Raw genomic sequence first — 16,632 nt, 5'->3', positions numbered from 1 at the left:
TTATGATGCTTTTTCTATTTTTTCCTTATCACTCTTAATCTCTTCTGCGATATCTTGCTCTACTCGTAAATTTTCAATGATAAATTCTTGTCGAGAGGGTGTGTTTTTTCCCATGTAGAAAGAAAGAACCTCTTCAATTGAAGCGCCTTTACTCAACATTACGGGTTCTAAACGAATATCTTCACCTATGAAGTGCTTAAATTCATCTGGAGAAATCTCCCCAAGTCCTTTAAATCGTGTAATCTCTGCTGTTTTTCCTAGGTCATCCAATGCCTGCCTTCTCTCTTCCTCAGAATAACAATACCTTGTTTTCTTTTTGGTTCTTACTCTAAATAATGGTGTTTGAAGCACATAAACATGATTTCGCTTGACCAAATCAGGGAAGAAACGCAGGAAAAAAGTCAATAACAACATACGAATGTGCATACCATCCACATCGGCATCTGTTGCGATTACAATTTTGTTGTACCTCAAATTATCCATGTCGTCCTCAATATCTAAGGCGGCCTGAACCAGATTAAATTCTTCGTTCTCGTAAACTACTTTCTTGGTTAATCCGTATGTATTTAAAGGTTTACCACGTAAACTAAAAACCGCCTGTGTGTTTACATCTCTGGACTTCGTTATAGAACCAGAAGCTGAATCTCCCTCGGTGATAAATAAAGTAGTTTCTTCACGACGATCGTTTTTCATGTCCGTTAAATGCACACGACAATCACGAAGTTTCTTATTGTGTAGACTCGATTTTTTCGCTCTTTCTCTTGCTATTTTACGAATTCCAGAAAGCTCTTTACGTTCTTTTTCTGATTGCTTTATTTTATTTTCTAAAATCTCTGCTGTTGTAGGATTCTTATGCAAATAATTGTCAAGCTTTGTTTTTAAAAAATCATTTATAAAAGCACGCATTGACTTTCCTCCCGGTTCAACGTCCTGCGAACCTAATTTTGTTTTTGTTTGTGATTCAAAAACAGGTTCCACAACTTTAACCGATATTGCGGCAACAATGGATTGCCTTATATCTGAAGATTCATAATTTTTGTTGTAAAAATCCTTGATTACACGCGCCACAGATTCCCTGAAAGCACTGTGATGCGTACCGCCTTGGGTTGTATGCTGACCATTGACAAAAGAATAATAATCTTCTCCGTAAGTTCTTCCGTGCGTAAACGCCACTTCGATATCATAACCTTCCAAATGAATAATTGGATACAAGGGATCTCCATCTTGGTTGTTTTCAAGTAAATCCTTAAGTCCGTTTTTCGATTGAAATTTCTCACCATTGAAATAAATCGCTAATCCTCTGTTCAAGTAACAGTAATTCCAAATCATTTTTTCAATGTAGGGAACTTTAAAGGCAAACTTCTTAAATATTTGTTCATCCGGATAAAACTCAACAAAAGTCCCATTGCGTTCATCCGTTTTTTCAATTTTTGGATCGTCTGTAAGCACTCCACGCTCAAAAGTAGCGCTTTTCTTTTCTCCATCACGAACAGAATACACCATGAAATGACTACTCAATGCGTTAACAGCTTTTGTACCGACACCATTTAGACCAACAGATTTTTTAAAGGCTTTTGAATCATATTTACCCCCCGTATTTATTTTGGAAACTACATCTACGACCTTACCCAGGGGAATTCCTCGACCATAATCTCGAATGGTCACCTTACCCTCTTTGGCTTTAATGTCAATTCGTTTTCCATTTCCCATGACAAATTCATCGATACAATTATCGATCACCTCTTTCATGAGAATGTAAATTCCATCATCAGCAGAAGCACCATCTCCCAGCTTTCCAATATACATTCCCGGTCGTAGACGTATGTGTTCCTTCCAATCGAGTGAGCGTATATTGTCTTCTGTGTAATTATTTTCTTCTGCCATATTTATAACGCGTGTTTTGAGTATGCAAACAAATATACTATCTATTCTTAGTTTTTTAGCACCAAATCGATTAGTTTATAAACGATGAATAGTTAATATGAGCATGTTTCTTGTTTTATTTTTCGTGACTAAGATAAGAAATTTATTTCAATTTATTTTACATTTTTATGCACCCTTGTCCGCTCTGATTCATCAAGTGTAAAAAATAAATCCTTTGTAAATTATTCATGAGTTTTCTATGCATACATAAAAAATATAATTAGTTTAGCGTATGGAAAATAATGAAATAAAAACCAGTTTGAGTGAAATGCTCAAAATCCGCTATCCTATTATAATCGCTCCTATGTTTTTGGTTTCGAATACCAAAATGATTATTGCGGGAGTTAATGCGGGTGCTACAGCGGCTGTTCCTGCTATGAATTACCGGACTACCGAAGAATTGAGAGCAGCGATTCGTGAAATCAAAAATGCGGTTACTGGTCCTTTTGGAATTAATCTGATTGTCAACAAAAGTAATTTTACTTACAAGGAACAGTTGGCGGTTATTTGTGAGGAAAAAGTAGATTATATCATTACCAGTCTAGGCTCACCAGAAGAAACAATAAATCAAGCCCACAAGAATGGAATTAAGGTGTTTTGTGATGTCACCAATCTAAAATTCGCAAAGAAAGTTGAATCTTTAGGAGCTGATGCAATAATTGCAGTGAACAAAGAAGCGGGTGGTCATGCGGGAAATATTTCCATCAAAGATTTGGTTCCAGAATTAAAAAAGCATTGTAAAATTCCTGTTATTTCTGCAGGAGGGGTTGGAAATGGGCATGAGATGCGTGACGTTATGAAACTGGGTGCTGAAGGTTGTTCCATTGGTTCTATTTTTATCGCAACGGAAGAATCTGACGTCAGCGAAGAATATAAACAAGCTTGTATCGACTATGGGAAGGATGATATTGTAATGACTTCTAAACTTTCTGGAACACCATGCACAGTTATAAAAACGCCTTATGTTGAGAAAATTGGAACAGATCAAAATTGGTTAGAACGATTACTGAATAAAAATAGAAAACTTAAAAAATGGTTTAAAGCGTTTACTTTTTTACGTGGAATGAAACAGCTGCAGAAAGCGGCTTTTAGTGCAACCTACAAAACCTTATGGTGCGCTGGACCAACGATTGAGAATGTAAATTCTGTTCGCCCAATCAAAGCAATTATTGATCAAATTGTAGAAGAATATCATGCAGAAAAATAAGATTTCCTTAAGTAGGATGCGCAGATTACTTTGGTTAATGGGAGTGGTGAAAATACCTATGATTGCCTACGTTCGCCCTAAACTAATGTTTTTAGATGAAGAAAGGTCTCAAGTGAGAATCAAACTCAAACGTCGCACAAAAAATCATTTAAAATCTATGTATTTCGGAAGTTTGGCCGTGGGAGCGGATATGGCAGCTGGATTACATGCTTTTTACTTTGCCAGGCAATCGGGAGTGAAAGTTTCTTTTGCATTTAAAGCCGTAAAAGCAGAGTTTCTGAAACGCGCCATGACTGATGTTTACTTTAATTCTGACGAAGGTCAATTGGTGAAACAAGCTTTCGATGAAGCTCTGTTAACTAAAGAAAGAGTAAACAAATGGGTTAAAGTTGAAGCGAAGAATACAGATGGTGAAATAGTTGCTGTTTTTGACATGGAGATTTCGGTGAAGGTGCTGTAGGGGCGATTTGCAAATCGCCCCTACACCAAACATTCCCCAAACATTTACTATTTTTGAACCAAAACTCAAACAAAACAATGACAAAATTTCAAGGTACCACAAATTATATAGCATCTCACGATTTATCTGTGGCGGTAAACGCTGCAATTACATTGGAAAAGCCATTATTGATTAAGGGAGAACCTGGAACAGGAAAAACGCTGTTGGCGCATGAAATTGCAAAAGCATTGGACAAACCCTTGTACACTTGGCATATAAAATCAACTACAACTGCTCAACAAGGATTGTATGAATATGATGCTGTTTCTCGTTTGCGAGATTCGCAATTGGGGAATGATAAAGTGGATAATATCGCTAACTACATCAATAAAGGGAAGTTATGGCAAGCTTTTGAGGCAGATGAGCGCGTTATTTTGTTGATTGACGAAATTGATAAAGCGGATATTGAGTTTCCTAATGACTTATTACTGGAACTCGATAAAATGCAGTTTTTCTGTTATGAAACCGGTGAGGAAATCATTGCAAAACACCGTCCAATTATCATCATCACATCGAACAACGAAAAGGAATTACCTGATGCTTTCTTGCGTCGTTGCTTCTTCCACTACATTTCTTTTCCTGACCGCGAAACTTTGAAAGCAATTGTTGCGGTTCATTACCCTGATTTAGAAGAACAACTGGTGGAAAGTGCAATGAAATTGTTTTATGCCATTAGAAATCAAAGAAATATTAAGAAAAAACCTTCAACAAGTGAATTAATCGATTGGATTAAACTCTTATTAGTTGGGAAAATCAATGCGCAGGAATTAGATGACGTAATGGCGGGAAATGGAAATACACCATTTTTGGGGGCCTTACTTAAGAATGAGCACGACAAAGCTTTGATTCGATAAAAATAGGAAATCATGTTTTTAGACTTTTTCTTATTGCTGAAACAGAAAAATATTCCAGTTACCCTGCGTGAATATTTAGATTTACTGGCTGCATTAGAAGCTAATATTGCCGAATATAATGTGGATGATTTCTATTTTCTCTCGAGAACTATTTTAGTGAAAAATGAAGAGCATTTAGATTTATACGACCAAATTTTCGGGGTTTACTTTAAAGGAATTGAACAAATCAAATCTTCCGATATTTTGGATATTCCGGATGAATGGTTGCGCAAAAATGGTGAGCGTTTATTTTCTAAAGAGGAATTGGAGAAAATTAAAAGTCATGGAGATCTAGAAAGCTTGCTCGATAGAATGGCGGAGCTTTTAAAAGAACAAAAAGAACGTCACCAAGGGGGAAACAAATGGATTGGAACAGGCGGAACTTCTCCTTTCGGTGCTTATGGCTATAATCCTGAAGGTGTGCGAATTGGACAAGATAAAAGTCGGCATGGAAAAGCGGTGAAAGTTTGGGATAAACGCAGTTTTAAAGACCTGAGTCAGGATGAAGAGCTCGACACCCGAAACATGAAAATGGCACTTCGAAAGTTGAGGGTTCTTAGTCGTGAAGGCCGAACAGAAGAAATAGATTTAGACAAAACCATTCGAAGTACTGCTAAAAACAGCGGAATGCTAGAGGTTGAAATGGTTCCATCAAAAAAGAATGTGGTAAAAGTGCTTTTACTTTTCGATATTGGTGGCTCTATGGACGACCATATTGAATTGTGTTCTCAACTTTTCTCGGCGGCAAAGTATGAATTCAAGCATTTGGAGTTCTACTATTTCCACAATTGTCTATACGAAAATGTTTGGAAGCAAAATGAACGCCGTTGGGATGAAAAAACACCAACCGAATCAATTTTCAACACATTTAATGAGGATTATCGCGTTGTTTTTGTTGGAGATGCTTCAATGTCGCCCTATGAGATTGTATCCCGCATGGGAAGCGTAGAACATTATAATAATGAAGCGGGTCAAGTTTGGTTAACCAGAATGATTGAACACTTCCCCTACTTTGCATGGCTAAATCCTGTTCCAAAAGAAGATTGGAAATTCACACAGTCGATTGGAATGATGCAAAAAATAATGAAAGACAGGATGTTTCCCTTAACGATAAACGGGATTGAGGAGGCTGTGGATGCTTTGAAGAGGAAGGCTAAGTGAAAAGAGGTTAAGCGGAGATTCGCAAAGGAGCAAAGTTTCGCAGAGGGATGCAGAAGAATGACACAAAGTTTCGCAAAGATGCCGAGTTTCGCGGAGGAAAAAAGGAATGACGCAAAGATTCACTGAGGGGCAAAGTTTCGCAGAGGAAAGAAGAATGACTCAGAGTTTCAATACCAAACCACGTTAATCATTAATTAATCACTAGTTTCTTCACTCCGAACTTTGCGTCTCCTTAGGGCCCTTAGCGGTTAATTCACCCCGATCACTTCGCGGAAGGGATTCCAAATCATCCCACGTTAAACATTAATAAGCTCCTGAATATCGGCGAATAACCCATTCTGTCGTAAATAAGGCTACAATAATCAGCATCAACCAAATATAGTCGATGAGCTTGTGGTATGTGCTCGATTCATAGGCTACTGGAACAATGTCATCTCGTTGATTGATATCATTCAAAATACTTTGATAGTCAGTAAGCATTGCAAATTTACCTTGACCATTTTCGGCCATTTGCATCAACAACTGGTGATTTGCCTTTGTCGCTTGTTTTTCCAACGCTAAGTCTTTCACTCCAAATGTTCCTTCTTTAGCGAATGTTTCTCCATTATACCTTGTAGAAGCCTTCCATGCGTAGCGACCTGCTGGTAATTGACCTAAATTTAGGTTGTATTCTTTCTCTAAAGCCAAGAATGAATAATCAAAGCTTTCGCCGTTGGGTTTACTTAATTCTAATTGAATAGTTGGATCTGTTATGGCTTCGTAGCTTTCATTATAAAAAGAAGCTTTAACGATAATTTCTTCTGTACTCGATATCAAGGATGGTAACTGAACCCTCAAGCGTGTGGTATTTTCCTTTAAAATGAGGTACTGAACTGTTTTATGGACGATCTCATTAAATTGTTCTTGATTTTGGTTCTCTTGATAATCGGCAAGTCTCCAACTCCATAAGCCACTTCCATAGGTAACAGCGTATTTACTGCTCTGCTTGCCCCCAAAAAAGATCAAAGGGTCACTTTTTTGAATTGCTCCTAATCTTTGGAAAGCTAGAATTGAAGCATTATTAGAATAGTTAACCTTGCCGTAATGCGCGTTCAATGGCGGGAAATTATCAAGCATTTTTCTGGCCTCGGTAGACAATTTGAATAATGTGAATCCTTGGTTGTAGGCTGCTCCGTAGTTATCAGCAGACCCAGTTGTGTTAATGTTAGCTGATAATTTTAACTGAGCTATATCAAATCTAGAAGTTTGGGCGGTAATGATGTACCAGGTAGGAATACCCTCCGATGTAATGCGTTCAAATGCCTTTGGATTTTTAGCTACTCCGGGGGCATGCCAAATAATTAAATCGAACTTTGAATAATCGCTTGGAAGATTATCTTTTGTGACTGTTTTGATATCTAGGTTGTTTTCTGTCACTAAAGCACTTTTAATAGCTCCTACATCAGGATTTAAAGCTTCAGCGATAATTAACACATTACTCCTATCGTCTAAAACTTCGACGTAAAAGGTTTTTTCATTGTTGTCTAAGTCAAACTCATTCTGAATAGCTTCAATACTTACTGTATACTCATGAATTCCAATGCTTTTCGCATCCAATAAAAAATCTGTTTTTATTAAGCTGTATTCGCTCTGTTGATGATTTAGCGTTTTTGAAGCAATTACTTTACCTTCTTTCTTCAACTCCAACAAGAACTCTGTATTTGGGGTTTTATTCCCTTCAACGCTAATTTCTACAGGAAACTGGTTGTCTAGAAATGCAATTTCATTTACGGTTACATTTTTTACTAAATGGTCAACTTTTTGAATAGTATCGCCAACCGACAAGGTGTAAATAGGTGTTTTCTTAAATTTTTCGGCAACTAAGAGCGGCGTGGAACCAGCATTAAAATTGCCATCTGATAGCAATAACAAAGCTCCAATATTTCTTCCGTAATAATTGTCAAACACATTGTTGAGTGCATGACTTAGGTTTGTCTCTTTGTTATTATAGTGCAGTGAATCAGTTTTTTCTAAGTTCTTATCTAAAGTGATAGTTACATTCTGATAATTCTTTTGAAACTGTGTAATCGCTGTATTTATAAAGGATTTACTTTGCTCCTCAACAGATGAACTGTCTGCATAATTCAGCATTGACTCCGAATTATCAACAACTGTGATAATCAAAGGCTGATCTACTTCACTTTCCACTCCTTTAATCAAAATTCCCAAAAGAAGAAGGCCCACCAAAAATAAGCCTAAACTTCTTAGAGTAATTAAAAGATATCGCTTAAAGCCAGAAATGTCTTTAACCCAAGTTTTTTTTCTGTACAACAAAAAAGAAAGTGCGACTGTTACAACTGCCCAAGGTAGAAGCGTCCACAAAGGTATGTCGCTAAATATTTCCGTCATTTTAGATTAATGCTCTACAGATTCCTTTCCTGCTAAATAAGCCGATAAGTATTTGAAATCGTGCGTTAATTTGCCGTCTTTGGATGTTTGAGAGCCCCGCTCGATAATGCTGTGTGGGTCTTCACCAAAAAGAGCAGGCAACACATTTTTAATTAACTCATTTCCAAAATCTATTGCGGCATCTTTAGGAAGTTCACAAGGCAAATTGTCAACCGCCATAACTGCAATTGCGTCAGATTCTCTAAAATCTACTTCAGACTCCGTTTCTGGATCATATCCGTAAATAGGGTTGGCTATGGTGCTTGGACGAATTGTTGATGCAACTGGTCCATCAATGTCACAGGATATATCTGCTATCACCGAAACACGTCTATCTTTACTTTTAAGCTCATCTCTGCTTACCAGGAATGGAGAACCATTTTCCCAGTAGTGACATGCGATATACAAATCAGCTTCTTTTAAATAACGGTTAAATGTAGAATGATGACCCGAACCGTCTTCAAAAAAGGCATCTCGGTCAAATTCTTTCTCATCATCTCGCGCAACATAGTCAGCGGTTCCTAAATGAGTGAATACAGGTTCGTCAAAAACATCATCTAAGAATTCTTCTGGGCTAACTTCGGTAATCGGAAGTTTATTGATTACTTCTAGTGCACCATGTCCTACTCTACCAAATCCAGTTATGACAATCTTAGTGTCTTTCGGTAATATTACTTTCTCTAATTCACTTTCCATTTCTTTTCTATCCGCACATTGATGAGCTGGTTTTAAAGTATAAAGAGCGTTTTTGAGTCCATAGGTTAAAAACCCATTATAACAGCCTACAATTCCTGCGTAACGTCCAAAACCAATAATTCGTTTATCATTTTTGTCTGTTAACACTTCATAATCCGTTAATTGAATTCTTCTTTCTATGATCGCTTTCAACAAATCCCTGTTATAAGGCTGTTCCTTGAATGTATGGGAAAAGAAAAAGTATTGCTTTTGGGGAATTAAGTCTTCTATATTGACTTCTTTAACCCCCATAATGATATCACAATCTTCTAACGAATCTACAATAGGAATACCTAAATCAGAATATTCATTGTCCTTAAAAGCCCTTACTTCGCTTTTTTGTACAACTAATTTAACATTCGGATACTCTTCCATTACGCGGAGGCATTGTTCTGGAGAAAGTGGCACACGTGCATCTGGCGGATTCTTACCTTCTCTTATGATACCAATTTTTGTAGTCATTATTTATGTGTTTTTACAAAAATAGCAGAATAATACGATTTTAGGAACTGCACGGCGTTAAAACTATGACCTTAGTACTAATCTTTATCAGCGAAAATAGGAATTGGTGCTTCTCGTTTTCTTTGGCCTTTTAAATACGAAAACTGGAAGAGAGGAAATAGATGGGTTAGATTTTCAAGAATTCAACTATTCTGTACAGAATGACTTAGTATTGATGCCAGCTTCTCGTTATTTTAAAAGTGATTTTTTTCACCCAAACATCATAGCTATAATAATGATGATTGGGTGAAAAATGGGTATCCTTTTCAAGTGTGTTACTCAAGATAATCTAGGAAGCTCAATGAGTTCATAGATCATGAGGAAAACATTTCCCAATTCACTTAATACCGGAATTCAGGATGATCATGAATTGGGAGAAAATAAACTTTTTGCATAAAATAAAGTGTGCTGTATAGCGGCTTTTGGAGAGATCAACTACTCCTCTATTTCAGCTTCTTTTATCTTTTCTCTCAACTCTTTATTTTTGGTAGTTAAGTTCCCAAATTTATACGATAATGTTAAGTATAAACGGCGCGTGGTCCATTTATAATTGGTCTCTTGAACGATGTCTCCATCGTTTATTTCAAAATAAAATCCTTTTTGATCGAAAATATCAGAAACCCTCACTCCGATAACCATTTTTTTCTCCATTAAAGTTCTCGTAAATCCTATGTCTACACCGGGACTTCTTTCATAAAAACCTTGAACTGTGTAGCGTGGTGCGATGTATTGCGCATTGATCTGTAAAGCTGTGGTGTTATCAAAAAATGAGAAGGTTGCATTCAGCTTGGCGTCCCAGCTTACTCCTTTGTTGCTTAGTTGGGTTCCGCCAACATTGGCTGATAATCTACTTTCATAGGCGTTAACAGATACCATATTTCTCCACCAGCTAAAAGGTGAATATGTACCAATCAATTCAACACCATAATCATAGCTTTCGTCAACATTAGTGAAGGTAGTGACACTGCGCCCGTCATCATAAAACTGACGAATACGCTGAATTCTGTTTACCGTTTCTTTAAAATAAAGAGTACTTGTTAAGCTTCCTTTTTTCCACATTTTTTCGTAACCTAACTCATAAGAATTGATGTACTCTGGTTGAATTTCCGGATTTCCTCTCATCAAGTTTAAAGGATCGCTGTAAATTGGGAAAGGGTTTAATGACCTCGTGCTAGGACGATTAATTCTTCGGCTATAACTCGCAAAATATTCTCCCTTGTCTTTGTCGCCATATGTTACATGAACTGATGGGAAAAAACTGAAATAATCGTTTTGAAATGATTCATTTGTGGTGATTAACCTTGGTTCTGTGTAAGCTTGCTCTAACCTCACTCCTGCTTGATACTTGAATTTCTGCGATACTTGGTGACCTAAAATCCCATAAACTGAGAGTATTTCTTCATTAAAAGCCAATTCGTTATTTACATTTAAATCTGGAATTACGGTTTGTGTGAGGGTGTCGAAATACTCTAAATAGTTAGACTCATTTTGACGATTAATGATGGCTTGGAGTCCTGTTTCGTATTTCATGTTTTCATTGATGCTCCTTTCTAAATCTGCGGACAGTGTAAATTTATTATTACTGTCATCACGTAATTGATTTTGAAAGCGATAATTGTTACTACTTGGTGTTCCATCGGGATTGAAATAATATTCTTCAAATTCGCCGATTGAACTTTCGTCCCCCAAAGACTGTGTGGCAGCCAAAATCAAATTTCCGTTTTGGTCATTAAAGTCTAATTTATAATTCGCGTTTAAATCTACAGAATTTCTGTTTCTCGGGTCGTAAACTTGTCTGTCCCAATATTGAAAAAGAAGGTCGTTGTAGAACAATTCATTCGTTTGCTTTCCATTTCTTATTCTATCGGTGTAAGTTCCAGAAGCTGAAACACCAATCACCTGATTTTCTTTTATGAAGAAGTCTGCCCCTATTTTACCAGTATGAGACTCTCTAAAATCTGTACCTAGCCTTTTTTGGTTTAAAAACTCTACAGTATCGCCAAAGCTTGATCTTCTTTTGTTAAAGTTGTTTCTATACCCTTCCCTATATCGATAGGAGTAATTGGTATAGAAATTTATTTTCTCATTTCTAATATTAAATCCAACCGTTGCACTGTACAAGTTTTCACTTGCTGCAGATAATTGAACATTCGTATTTATTCCTCGTAATTTTTTCTTTTTTAATACGATGTTTATGATTCCCGCTGTGCCTTCTGGGTTATATTTGGCAGATGGATTTGTTACCAATTCAATGCGCTCAATTGCATTAGCTGGAATTCCATCTAAAGCACCATCTCCACTGGATAAAGCACTTTGTCGGCCATCGATGAGTATGGTTACGCTTCCACTTCCTCTCAGCGAAACATTTCCGTCATTGTCTACTTCAACTGATGGAATGTTGTTCAACACTTCTGTTAATCCGCCGCCCACAGCTGTCATGTCCTCATCCACATTATAGGTTCTTTTGTCAATGCTAGATTCCATTAAGTTGGTTTCCCCTTTAATCACCACCTCCTCAAAGTCCTGACTTTTTAAAGTGCTCATTTTAACATTTCCGAGGTTTTCTTTACGGTTCTCTTCTGAAATTTGAATGGAATTAATGGTGAGGTCTTCAAATCCAAAAAAGGACAAAATTGCATAGTACTCTCCAAAAGGAACAGCATTCATTGAGATTTTACCTGAAGACGAAGAGTAATCACCAGAGACAACGGAAGAGTCTTTCGGAGAAAAAAGTCTAAAATTTGCATATTCAATTGCTTCGTTGTTTTCATCCACAACCTTCAGGGTGATTTGCCCTTGTGAGAAGGAGGTAAAAGCAAGAAATAAAATAGTGAAACTGAGTATAAAGCGCATAAAAAAAAATTGAGCTACGAAATTAAAAATTGGAATTGGTTTGTAAATTAATTTAACCTTATAGTAACGTCTGTATCGAGGAACAGCTAAAGTAAAAAGTTGTTTACTCCTTCCTGAATTTATCCAACAAGTGGTTCAAGGTCTTCACCTCTTCTGAACTTAGGTTTTGTCTGAAATAGTTGTCTTCAAATTGCACATCCAACTTCGCTAGTGTTTCTAGCCCCAGTGCTGTGATTTCGATGTTTACAATTCTGCGGTCCTTTTCACTTCTTGAGCGTTTCACAAAATCTTTTGCAATTAATTTATCTACCAGCCGTGTCGTGTTTGGTGATTTTTCAACCATTCGGTTTTTAACTGTTTTAATGCTCAATCGCTTGTTTGCTCCTCTTAAAATTCGCAAAATATTAAACTGAGCCAATGTCAGGTCAAAAACTTCTAATTGATGGTTGTAGTATACGCCTATATAGTTCGATGTATACCTAATGTTTATGAGTGCCTTATGATGTTCATCCTTAAAATTGGCGGTTATAATTTCTTCGATTTTTTTCATAATGGCGCAAAGATAATTACCTTGGTAACATATTCAAAATTATAAGCTACTATTGAATCATTCTAAATAGTGGTTGGACAGAAGCATCACACCATTAATATTGATTCTATTGCTTTTAAACAGGGTAGTCTACTTTTGACTGGTGCATAATTCTCCCCAAGAGTAAACCTATTCTCTTTCCCGCTTTTAAGTGGGAATAAATTTCATCTGTTATGAACTTAGCCACAAACAGAAAGCCCCTTACCTTTAAATTATTTCTACAATGAATGCCGACATTAAAAATTTAATAATTAGTTTTAAAAAATGGGAAAACACAAGTTACTCTATTGGATTGTTCAGCTGGTCGCCTGGGGGGTGCTTTGTGGAATTATAGGTATAGCGGCCTTTGTTCAAGGTGAGCTTAGCTTTCGCACTGGCTTAAAACTAATGGAGCTTTACCTGCTCTTGATCTTCTTTTCAAATATTATCCGATGGGCATTCATCAAAAGAAGTTGGCTGAACTTAAAATTAGCTTCATTAATCCCTCGTGTTGTTACTTTATCATTTTTGCTTTCTACTTTGCTAATGCTTATTACCAGTTTAAGCACTGTAATTTTTTATGGTGAAGGATGGATTCCATTTTCTGAATTCATTATCAACTCTCTACTCTACTCATTATTTTTAATTATGTGGAGTGCAGTTTACTTAACTTATCATTTACTACAGAAATCGAGACTACAAGAAATAAATAACTTAAGGTTGCAGGCAAGTCAGACGCAAAATGAGTTAAAAGCCTTGAGAGATCAGCTGAATCCTCATTTTTTATTTAATTCTTTGAACAGTATAAGAGCGTTAATTGAAATTGAGCCCACTTCAGCAAAGTCGGCCATAACTACGCTTTCAAGTTTATTGAGAAATTCACTTATGTTGGGTAAAAAATCATTTATAAGCTTAAAGGAGGAGATGTTACTCGTGGAGGAATACCTAAAGCTTGAGAAGATTCGTTATGAAGAAAGGTTAAGTTATACTTTAAATTGTGAACCTCAAAAGAGTATTCAAATTCCTCCATTTTTAATTCAAAGTATGGTTGAGAACGCCATTAAACATGGAGTGTCTAAAAAATTAAAAGGAGGTGAAATAGTTGTAAATGTCTATTTACGTGAGCAAAATTTAATCATGGAAGTGATCAATGATGGAGAATACAATGAGCGTCAAAATCATGGAATCGGGATAAAAAACACAAAACGAAGGCTTGAAATATTATATGGACAAGAAGCAGGTTTCGGAATAAAAAACAAAGAAAACAAAGTATATTCGCATATTTGGATTAATAAAAAGAAACTAATAGAACGAAGTTATGAAAGCAATAATCATTGACGATGAAAGATTGGCAAGACAAGAATTAAAGCTCTTGCTGGAAGCACACAAAGATACAATCACGATTATTGGTGAAGCTACGAATGGCAAGGAAGGTATTCAGCTGATTAAAGAATTGAATCCTGATTTGATTTTTTTGGATATTCAAATGCCTGAGATGAGTGGTTTCGAAATGCTAAAAAACCTAGAAGAAATACCCAAGGTTATTTTTGTAACAGCTTATGATGACCATGCAATTGAGGCTTTTAAGGTCGATGCATTGGATTATCTGCTGAAACCTGTAGAACCGGAGTTGTTGAAAGGTACCATAGAGAAATTAGAGAACAGTCAAGAGGAAGATTTCTATTCACCTGATGAAAACCACAGAACAGAGAGAAAACTTACGATTAGTGATCATATTTTTTTGAAGGATGGTGAGAAATGTTTTTTTCCAAAATTGCAAGATGTACGTTATTTTGAAAGTCAGGGAAATTATGTGCGAGTTTTCTTTAATGATGAGCGTCCAATGATTTTGAGAAGCTTAAATGCTCTTCAAGAAAGGTTGTCTACAGAAGACTTTTTTAGGGCCAATCGAAAGTATTTAATCAACATTCACCACATAGAAAGTATAGAAAATTGGTTTAACGGTGGATTAAAAGTTAAGCTTTCTGATGAAAAAGAAATAGAAGTCTCCCGCCGACAAACAATAAGGTTCAAGGACATCATGATGCTTTGATTTTATGTAACATTTTTAACATTAAATATGCATATAATCATTTTTCTCTGTGTTTTTTGAAATGTAAAATGTAAATTTGCGGACAACAATTGAGAGAAACAATTTAGTAATGACAAATATATTTATAGCCAACCTAGATTTTGGAATCACTTCTGATGACCTTAGAGCCACTTTTTCACAATTCGGTGAAGTTACTTATGCACATGTAGTGTACGACAACAAAACCAAAAAGTCGAAGGGCTATGGTTATATTGAGATGGAGGATCTTTCTCAGGCCAATACAGCGATAAATCAATTGAACGGAATGGAGGTTAATGGTAGGGTTTTAGACGTAAAACTAGCTACGCCTAAAGAAAAACGTCCGCAAAACATTGATAAGCCAAAAGATAATTTCACTTCCAAACCTTCTTCTGCGCCAAGACCAGAAAGAAGATCTGAGGACAGAAATCCGGAGGAAAGAAAGTCTAAGGTGGTGAAAGAGGTAAAAACAGTGGAGAGAAGAGTGATGCGACCAAGAAGAAAAAAGAAAGAAGATTAAGCAAAGCTTTTAAATTATTGAATGAGGTGCTTCATTCTAAATTACAAATTGACCGACTATCTGATAGATCGGTTTTTTTGTTTTAGAACATTTTAGTCAATTCTTACAGGACATTGCGCAAGCCAAGATTTCAGATTCAGCGCAAGTATCACTGTTTGACCGTCAAATAAGATAAATTGTTCAATAGAGATTGAATAGCCAAAGAATTAAAAAGCTGAAGGATCGCCTATAAAGTATTCACAGAATATTCAGCTTTTAGTTAATCAACATGTTTACCCTTGGCAAGACAATAATAATTATTTAAATAAATCGGGATGTAGGTATTTATAGTGCTCTAGTTTGTCTTGTATATAAACAATCAGGTCATAATCAGATGCTGTTCTTAGGAAGTGTTCATCGATATTTAAGAAGTTGATGAAAGCCATAAACTGCTCTTCTTCCAAATAAACCACATCATAAGAAACAAAAACACGCAGCAACTCTTTCACAACGTTGTTGATGTTGTCTTGATGTTCCATTTCTGCCACTTGACGTTTGGATTTTGCTTTTTGACTGAACCTTTCGTATAAAAAAGTAATTGGACTACTCAATGCATTAACACCCGTAACAGTCCTCGTCTCTCTCATGCTAAGCTCCTCGCGCTCCGCTTTAATTTTTTCTAAGGACTTTATAGGATAAATTTGAACTTCTTCAAATTTCTGAATATTTGGGCTCAAATAAACGAGGGTGTCAATTGAACATTTATTCTGTTGCGGTATATCGATAAACTTTTTACCATAACCTTTCACTGAAAACGCAATTCTATCTCCTGGACGAACATAAACAGAAAAATCTCCATTAGGCCGACCAAAAACTCCTTGCTGAGTGGTAATGTTGATGACCATTAAATTATAAAAGCTTTGCGCCATGGCGGTGTCCTTTACAGATCCTTTTAAATATATTTCTTCGCATTGCCCTTGAGCAAAACTCCAACTACCGAAAGCTAATCCAATGGAGAGTACTGTTTTCTTCATGCAGTAAATATATTGAAAATTATTATCGAATTGATACGTTTACATTTGTAACATAGTTAAAATAATATAAAAACACACTTGTATACTTTTGTAAATCAATACGGTTGTAAGAAAGTAAATTATATACTTTTGTAAACAGAAATAAGAATTCTTCATTGTCTAATAAATACACAATTGTAAATACCGACATTAAAAATACGTCCTTATCTCCATCATTTTGTTTAGACCCAAAACTTGTGTAAATTTGCATTCTCAAAATTT

General features: G+C 36.1%; 14 protein-coding genes. 7 read left to right on the top strand and 7 right to left on the bottom strand.

The genetic code is table 11. The annotated features are described in order from the left end of the window. Positions 1 to 1,884, bottom strand: a complete 1,884-nt coding sequence (locus DIT68_RS02320) for a DNA topoisomerase IV subunit B (RefSeq protein WP_109358197.1) — start codon at positions 1,882 to 1,884, stop codon at positions 1 to 3. 271 nt (positions 1,885 to 2,155) lie between these two features. Between DIT68_RS02320 and DIT68_RS02315 the strand changes: the two genes are divergently transcribed. The 4 genes from DIT68_RS02315 to DIT68_RS02300 all read left to right on the top strand — a co-directional run bounded on the left by DIT68_RS02315 (position 2,156) and on the right by DIT68_RS02300 (position 5,683). Continuing rightward, a complete protein-coding gene (locus tag DIT68_RS02315; protein ID WP_109358196.1) occupies positions 2,156 to 3,130 on the top strand; it encodes an NAD(P)H-dependent flavin oxidoreductase in 975 nt (324 codons plus the stop codon). Further along, positions 3,117 to 3,590 carry a DUF4442 domain-containing protein gene (locus DIT68_RS02310; protein ID WP_109358195.1) on the top strand — a complete coding sequence of 158 codons (474 nt, stop codon included), beginning with the start codon at positions 3,117 to 3,119 and terminating at the stop codon, positions 3,588 to 3,590. Before DIT68_RS02315 ends, DIT68_RS02310 begins: the two co-directional genes overlap by 14 nt. Positions 3,591 to 3,667: 77 nt before the next feature. Next, positions 3,668 to 4,483, top strand: coding sequence for an AAA family ATPase (locus DIT68_RS02305; protein ID WP_109358194.1), 816 nt, complete (start codon positions 3,668 to 3,670; stop codon positions 4,481 to 4,483). 12 nt (positions 4,484 to 4,495) lie between these two features. Next, positions 4,496 to 5,683, top strand: a complete 1,188-nt coding sequence (locus DIT68_RS02300; protein ID WP_109358193.1) for a vWA domain-containing protein — start codon at positions 4,496 to 4,498, stop codon at positions 5,681 to 5,683. A 303-nt stretch (positions 5,684 to 5,986) separates the two neighbouring features. Here DIT68_RS02300 and DIT68_RS02295 read toward each other — a convergent pair whose 3' ends face one another. The 4 genes from DIT68_RS02295 to DIT68_RS02275 all read right to left on the bottom strand — a co-directional run bounded on the left by DIT68_RS02295 (position 5,987) and on the right by DIT68_RS02275 (position 12,749). Beyond that, complete coding sequence (locus tag DIT68_RS02295) at positions 5,987 to 8,071, bottom strand: vWA domain-containing protein (RefSeq protein WP_109358192.1); 2,085 nt, start codon at positions 8,069 to 8,071, stop codon at positions 5,987 to 5,989. A 6-nt stretch (positions 8,072 to 8,077) separates the two neighbouring features. Next, positions 8,078 to 9,307, bottom strand: a complete 1,230-nt coding sequence (locus tag DIT68_RS02290; protein ID WP_109358191.1) for an NAD(P)-dependent oxidoreductase — start codon at positions 9,305 to 9,307, stop codon at positions 8,078 to 8,080. 474 nt (positions 9,308 to 9,781) lie between these two features. Further along, positions 9,782 to 12,199 (bottom strand): outer membrane beta-barrel family protein, encoded by a 2,418-nt coding sequence (locus DIT68_RS02280; protein ID WP_109358189.1) that lies wholly within the window; start codon positions 12,197 to 12,199, stop codon positions 9,782 to 9,784. Between the two features lie 103 nt (positions 12,200 to 12,302). Further along, positions 12,303 to 12,749: a MarR family winged helix-turn-helix transcriptional regulator gene (locus DIT68_RS02275; RefSeq protein WP_109358188.1), complete on the bottom strand. Its 447-nt coding sequence runs from the start codon at positions 12,747 to 12,749 to the stop codon at positions 12,303 to 12,305. A 303-nt stretch (positions 12,750 to 13,052) separates the two neighbouring features. On the opposite strand from DIT68_RS02275, the gene DIT68_RS02270 reads away from it, so the two are divergent. The 3 genes from DIT68_RS02270 (at position 13,053) to DIT68_RS02260 (ending at position 15,358) form a co-directional block, all read left to right on the top strand. Continuing rightward, positions 13,053 to 14,105 carry a sensor histidine kinase gene (locus tag DIT68_RS02270; RefSeq protein WP_109358187.1) on the top strand — a complete coding sequence of 351 codons (1,053 nt, stop codon included), beginning with the start codon at positions 13,053 to 13,055 and terminating at the stop codon, positions 14,103 to 14,105. Continuing rightward, on the top strand, positions 14,086 to 14,820 hold the full coding sequence (locus DIT68_RS02265) for a LytR/AlgR family response regulator transcription factor (protein WP_109358186.1): 735 nt from the start codon (positions 14,086 to 14,088) through the stop codon (positions 14,818 to 14,820). Before DIT68_RS02270 ends, DIT68_RS02265 begins: the two co-directional genes overlap by 20 nt. 109 nt (positions 14,821 to 14,929) lie before the next feature. After that, on the top strand, positions 14,930 to 15,358 hold the full coding sequence (locus tag DIT68_RS02260; protein ID WP_109358185.1) for an RNA recognition motif domain-containing protein: 429 nt from the start codon (positions 14,930 to 14,932) through the stop codon (positions 15,356 to 15,358). Between the two features lie 296 nt (positions 15,359 to 15,654). On the opposite strand, the gene DIT68_RS02255 is transcribed toward DIT68_RS02260, so the two are convergent. Further along, positions 15,655 to 16,371 (bottom strand): hypothetical protein, encoded by a 717-nt coding sequence (locus DIT68_RS02255; RefSeq protein ID WP_109358184.1) that lies wholly within the window; start codon positions 16,369 to 16,371, stop codon positions 15,655 to 15,657. A 22-nt stretch (positions 16,372 to 16,393) separates the two neighbouring features. Beyond that, the gene (locus DIT68_RS02250; protein WP_109358183.1) at positions 16,394 to 16,621 is read right to left on the bottom strand and encodes a hypothetical protein; all 228 of its coding nucleotides are present in this window, start codon (positions 16,619 to 16,621) and stop codon (positions 16,394 to 16,396) included. Between the last annotated feature and the right edge of the window lie 11 nt (positions 16,622 to 16,632).

Source organism: Brumimicrobium oceani, assembly GCF_003143775.1.
Lineage (GTDB): Bacteria > Bacteroidota > Bacteroidia > Flavobacteriales_D > Crocinitomicaceae > Brumimicrobium > Brumimicrobium oceani.
This window is presented reverse-complemented; position numbering and strand designations above follow the sequence as displayed.

Coding starts and splice junctions, on each gene's coding strand:
- DIT68_RS02320 (WP_109358197.1), bottom strand. CDS start 1,884: ATGGCAGAAGAAAATAATTACACAGAAGACAATATACGCTCACTCGAT.
- DIT68_RS02315 (WP_109358196.1), top strand. CDS start 2,156: ATGGAAAATAATGAAATAAAAACCAGTTTGAGTGAAATGCTCAAAATC.
- DIT68_RS02310 (WP_109358195.1), top strand. CDS start 3,117: ATGCAGAAAAATAAGATTTCCTTAAGTAGGATGCGCAGATTACTTTGG.
- DIT68_RS02305 (WP_109358194.1), top strand. CDS start 3,668: ATGACAAAATTTCAAGGTACCACAAATTATATAGCATCTCACGATTTA.
- DIT68_RS02300 (WP_109358193.1), top strand. CDS start 4,496: ATGTTTTTAGACTTTTTCTTATTGCTGAAACAGAAAAATATTCCAGTT.
- DIT68_RS02295 (WP_109358192.1), bottom strand. CDS start 8,071: ATGACGGAAATATTTAGCGACATACCTTTGTGGACGCTTCTACCTTGG.
- DIT68_RS02290 (WP_109358191.1), bottom strand. CDS start 9,307: ATGACTACAAAAATTGGTATCATAAGAGAAGGTAAGAATCCGCCAGAT.
- DIT68_RS02280 (WP_109358189.1), bottom strand. CDS start 12,199: ATGCGCTTTATACTCAGTTTCACTATTTTATTTCTTGCTTTTACCTCC.
- DIT68_RS02275 (WP_109358188.1), bottom strand. CDS start 12,749: ATGAAAAAAATCGAAGAAATTATAACCGCCAATTTTAAGGATGAACAT.
- DIT68_RS02270 (WP_109358187.1), top strand. CDS start 13,053: ATGGGAAAACACAAGTTACTCTATTGGATTGTTCAGCTGGTCGCCTGG.
- DIT68_RS02265 (WP_109358186.1), top strand. CDS start 14,086: ATGAAAGCAATAATCATTGACGATGAAAGATTGGCAAGACAAGAATTA.
- DIT68_RS02260 (WP_109358185.1), top strand. CDS start 14,930: ATGACAAATATATTTATAGCCAACCTAGATTTTGGAATCACTTCTGAT.
- DIT68_RS02255 (WP_109358184.1), bottom strand. CDS start 16,371: ATGAAGAAAACAGTACTCTCCATTGGATTAGCTTTCGGTAGTTGGAGT.
- DIT68_RS02250 (WP_109358183.1), bottom strand. CDS start 16,621: ATGCAAATTTACACAAGTTTTGGGTCTAAACAAAATGATGGAGATAAG.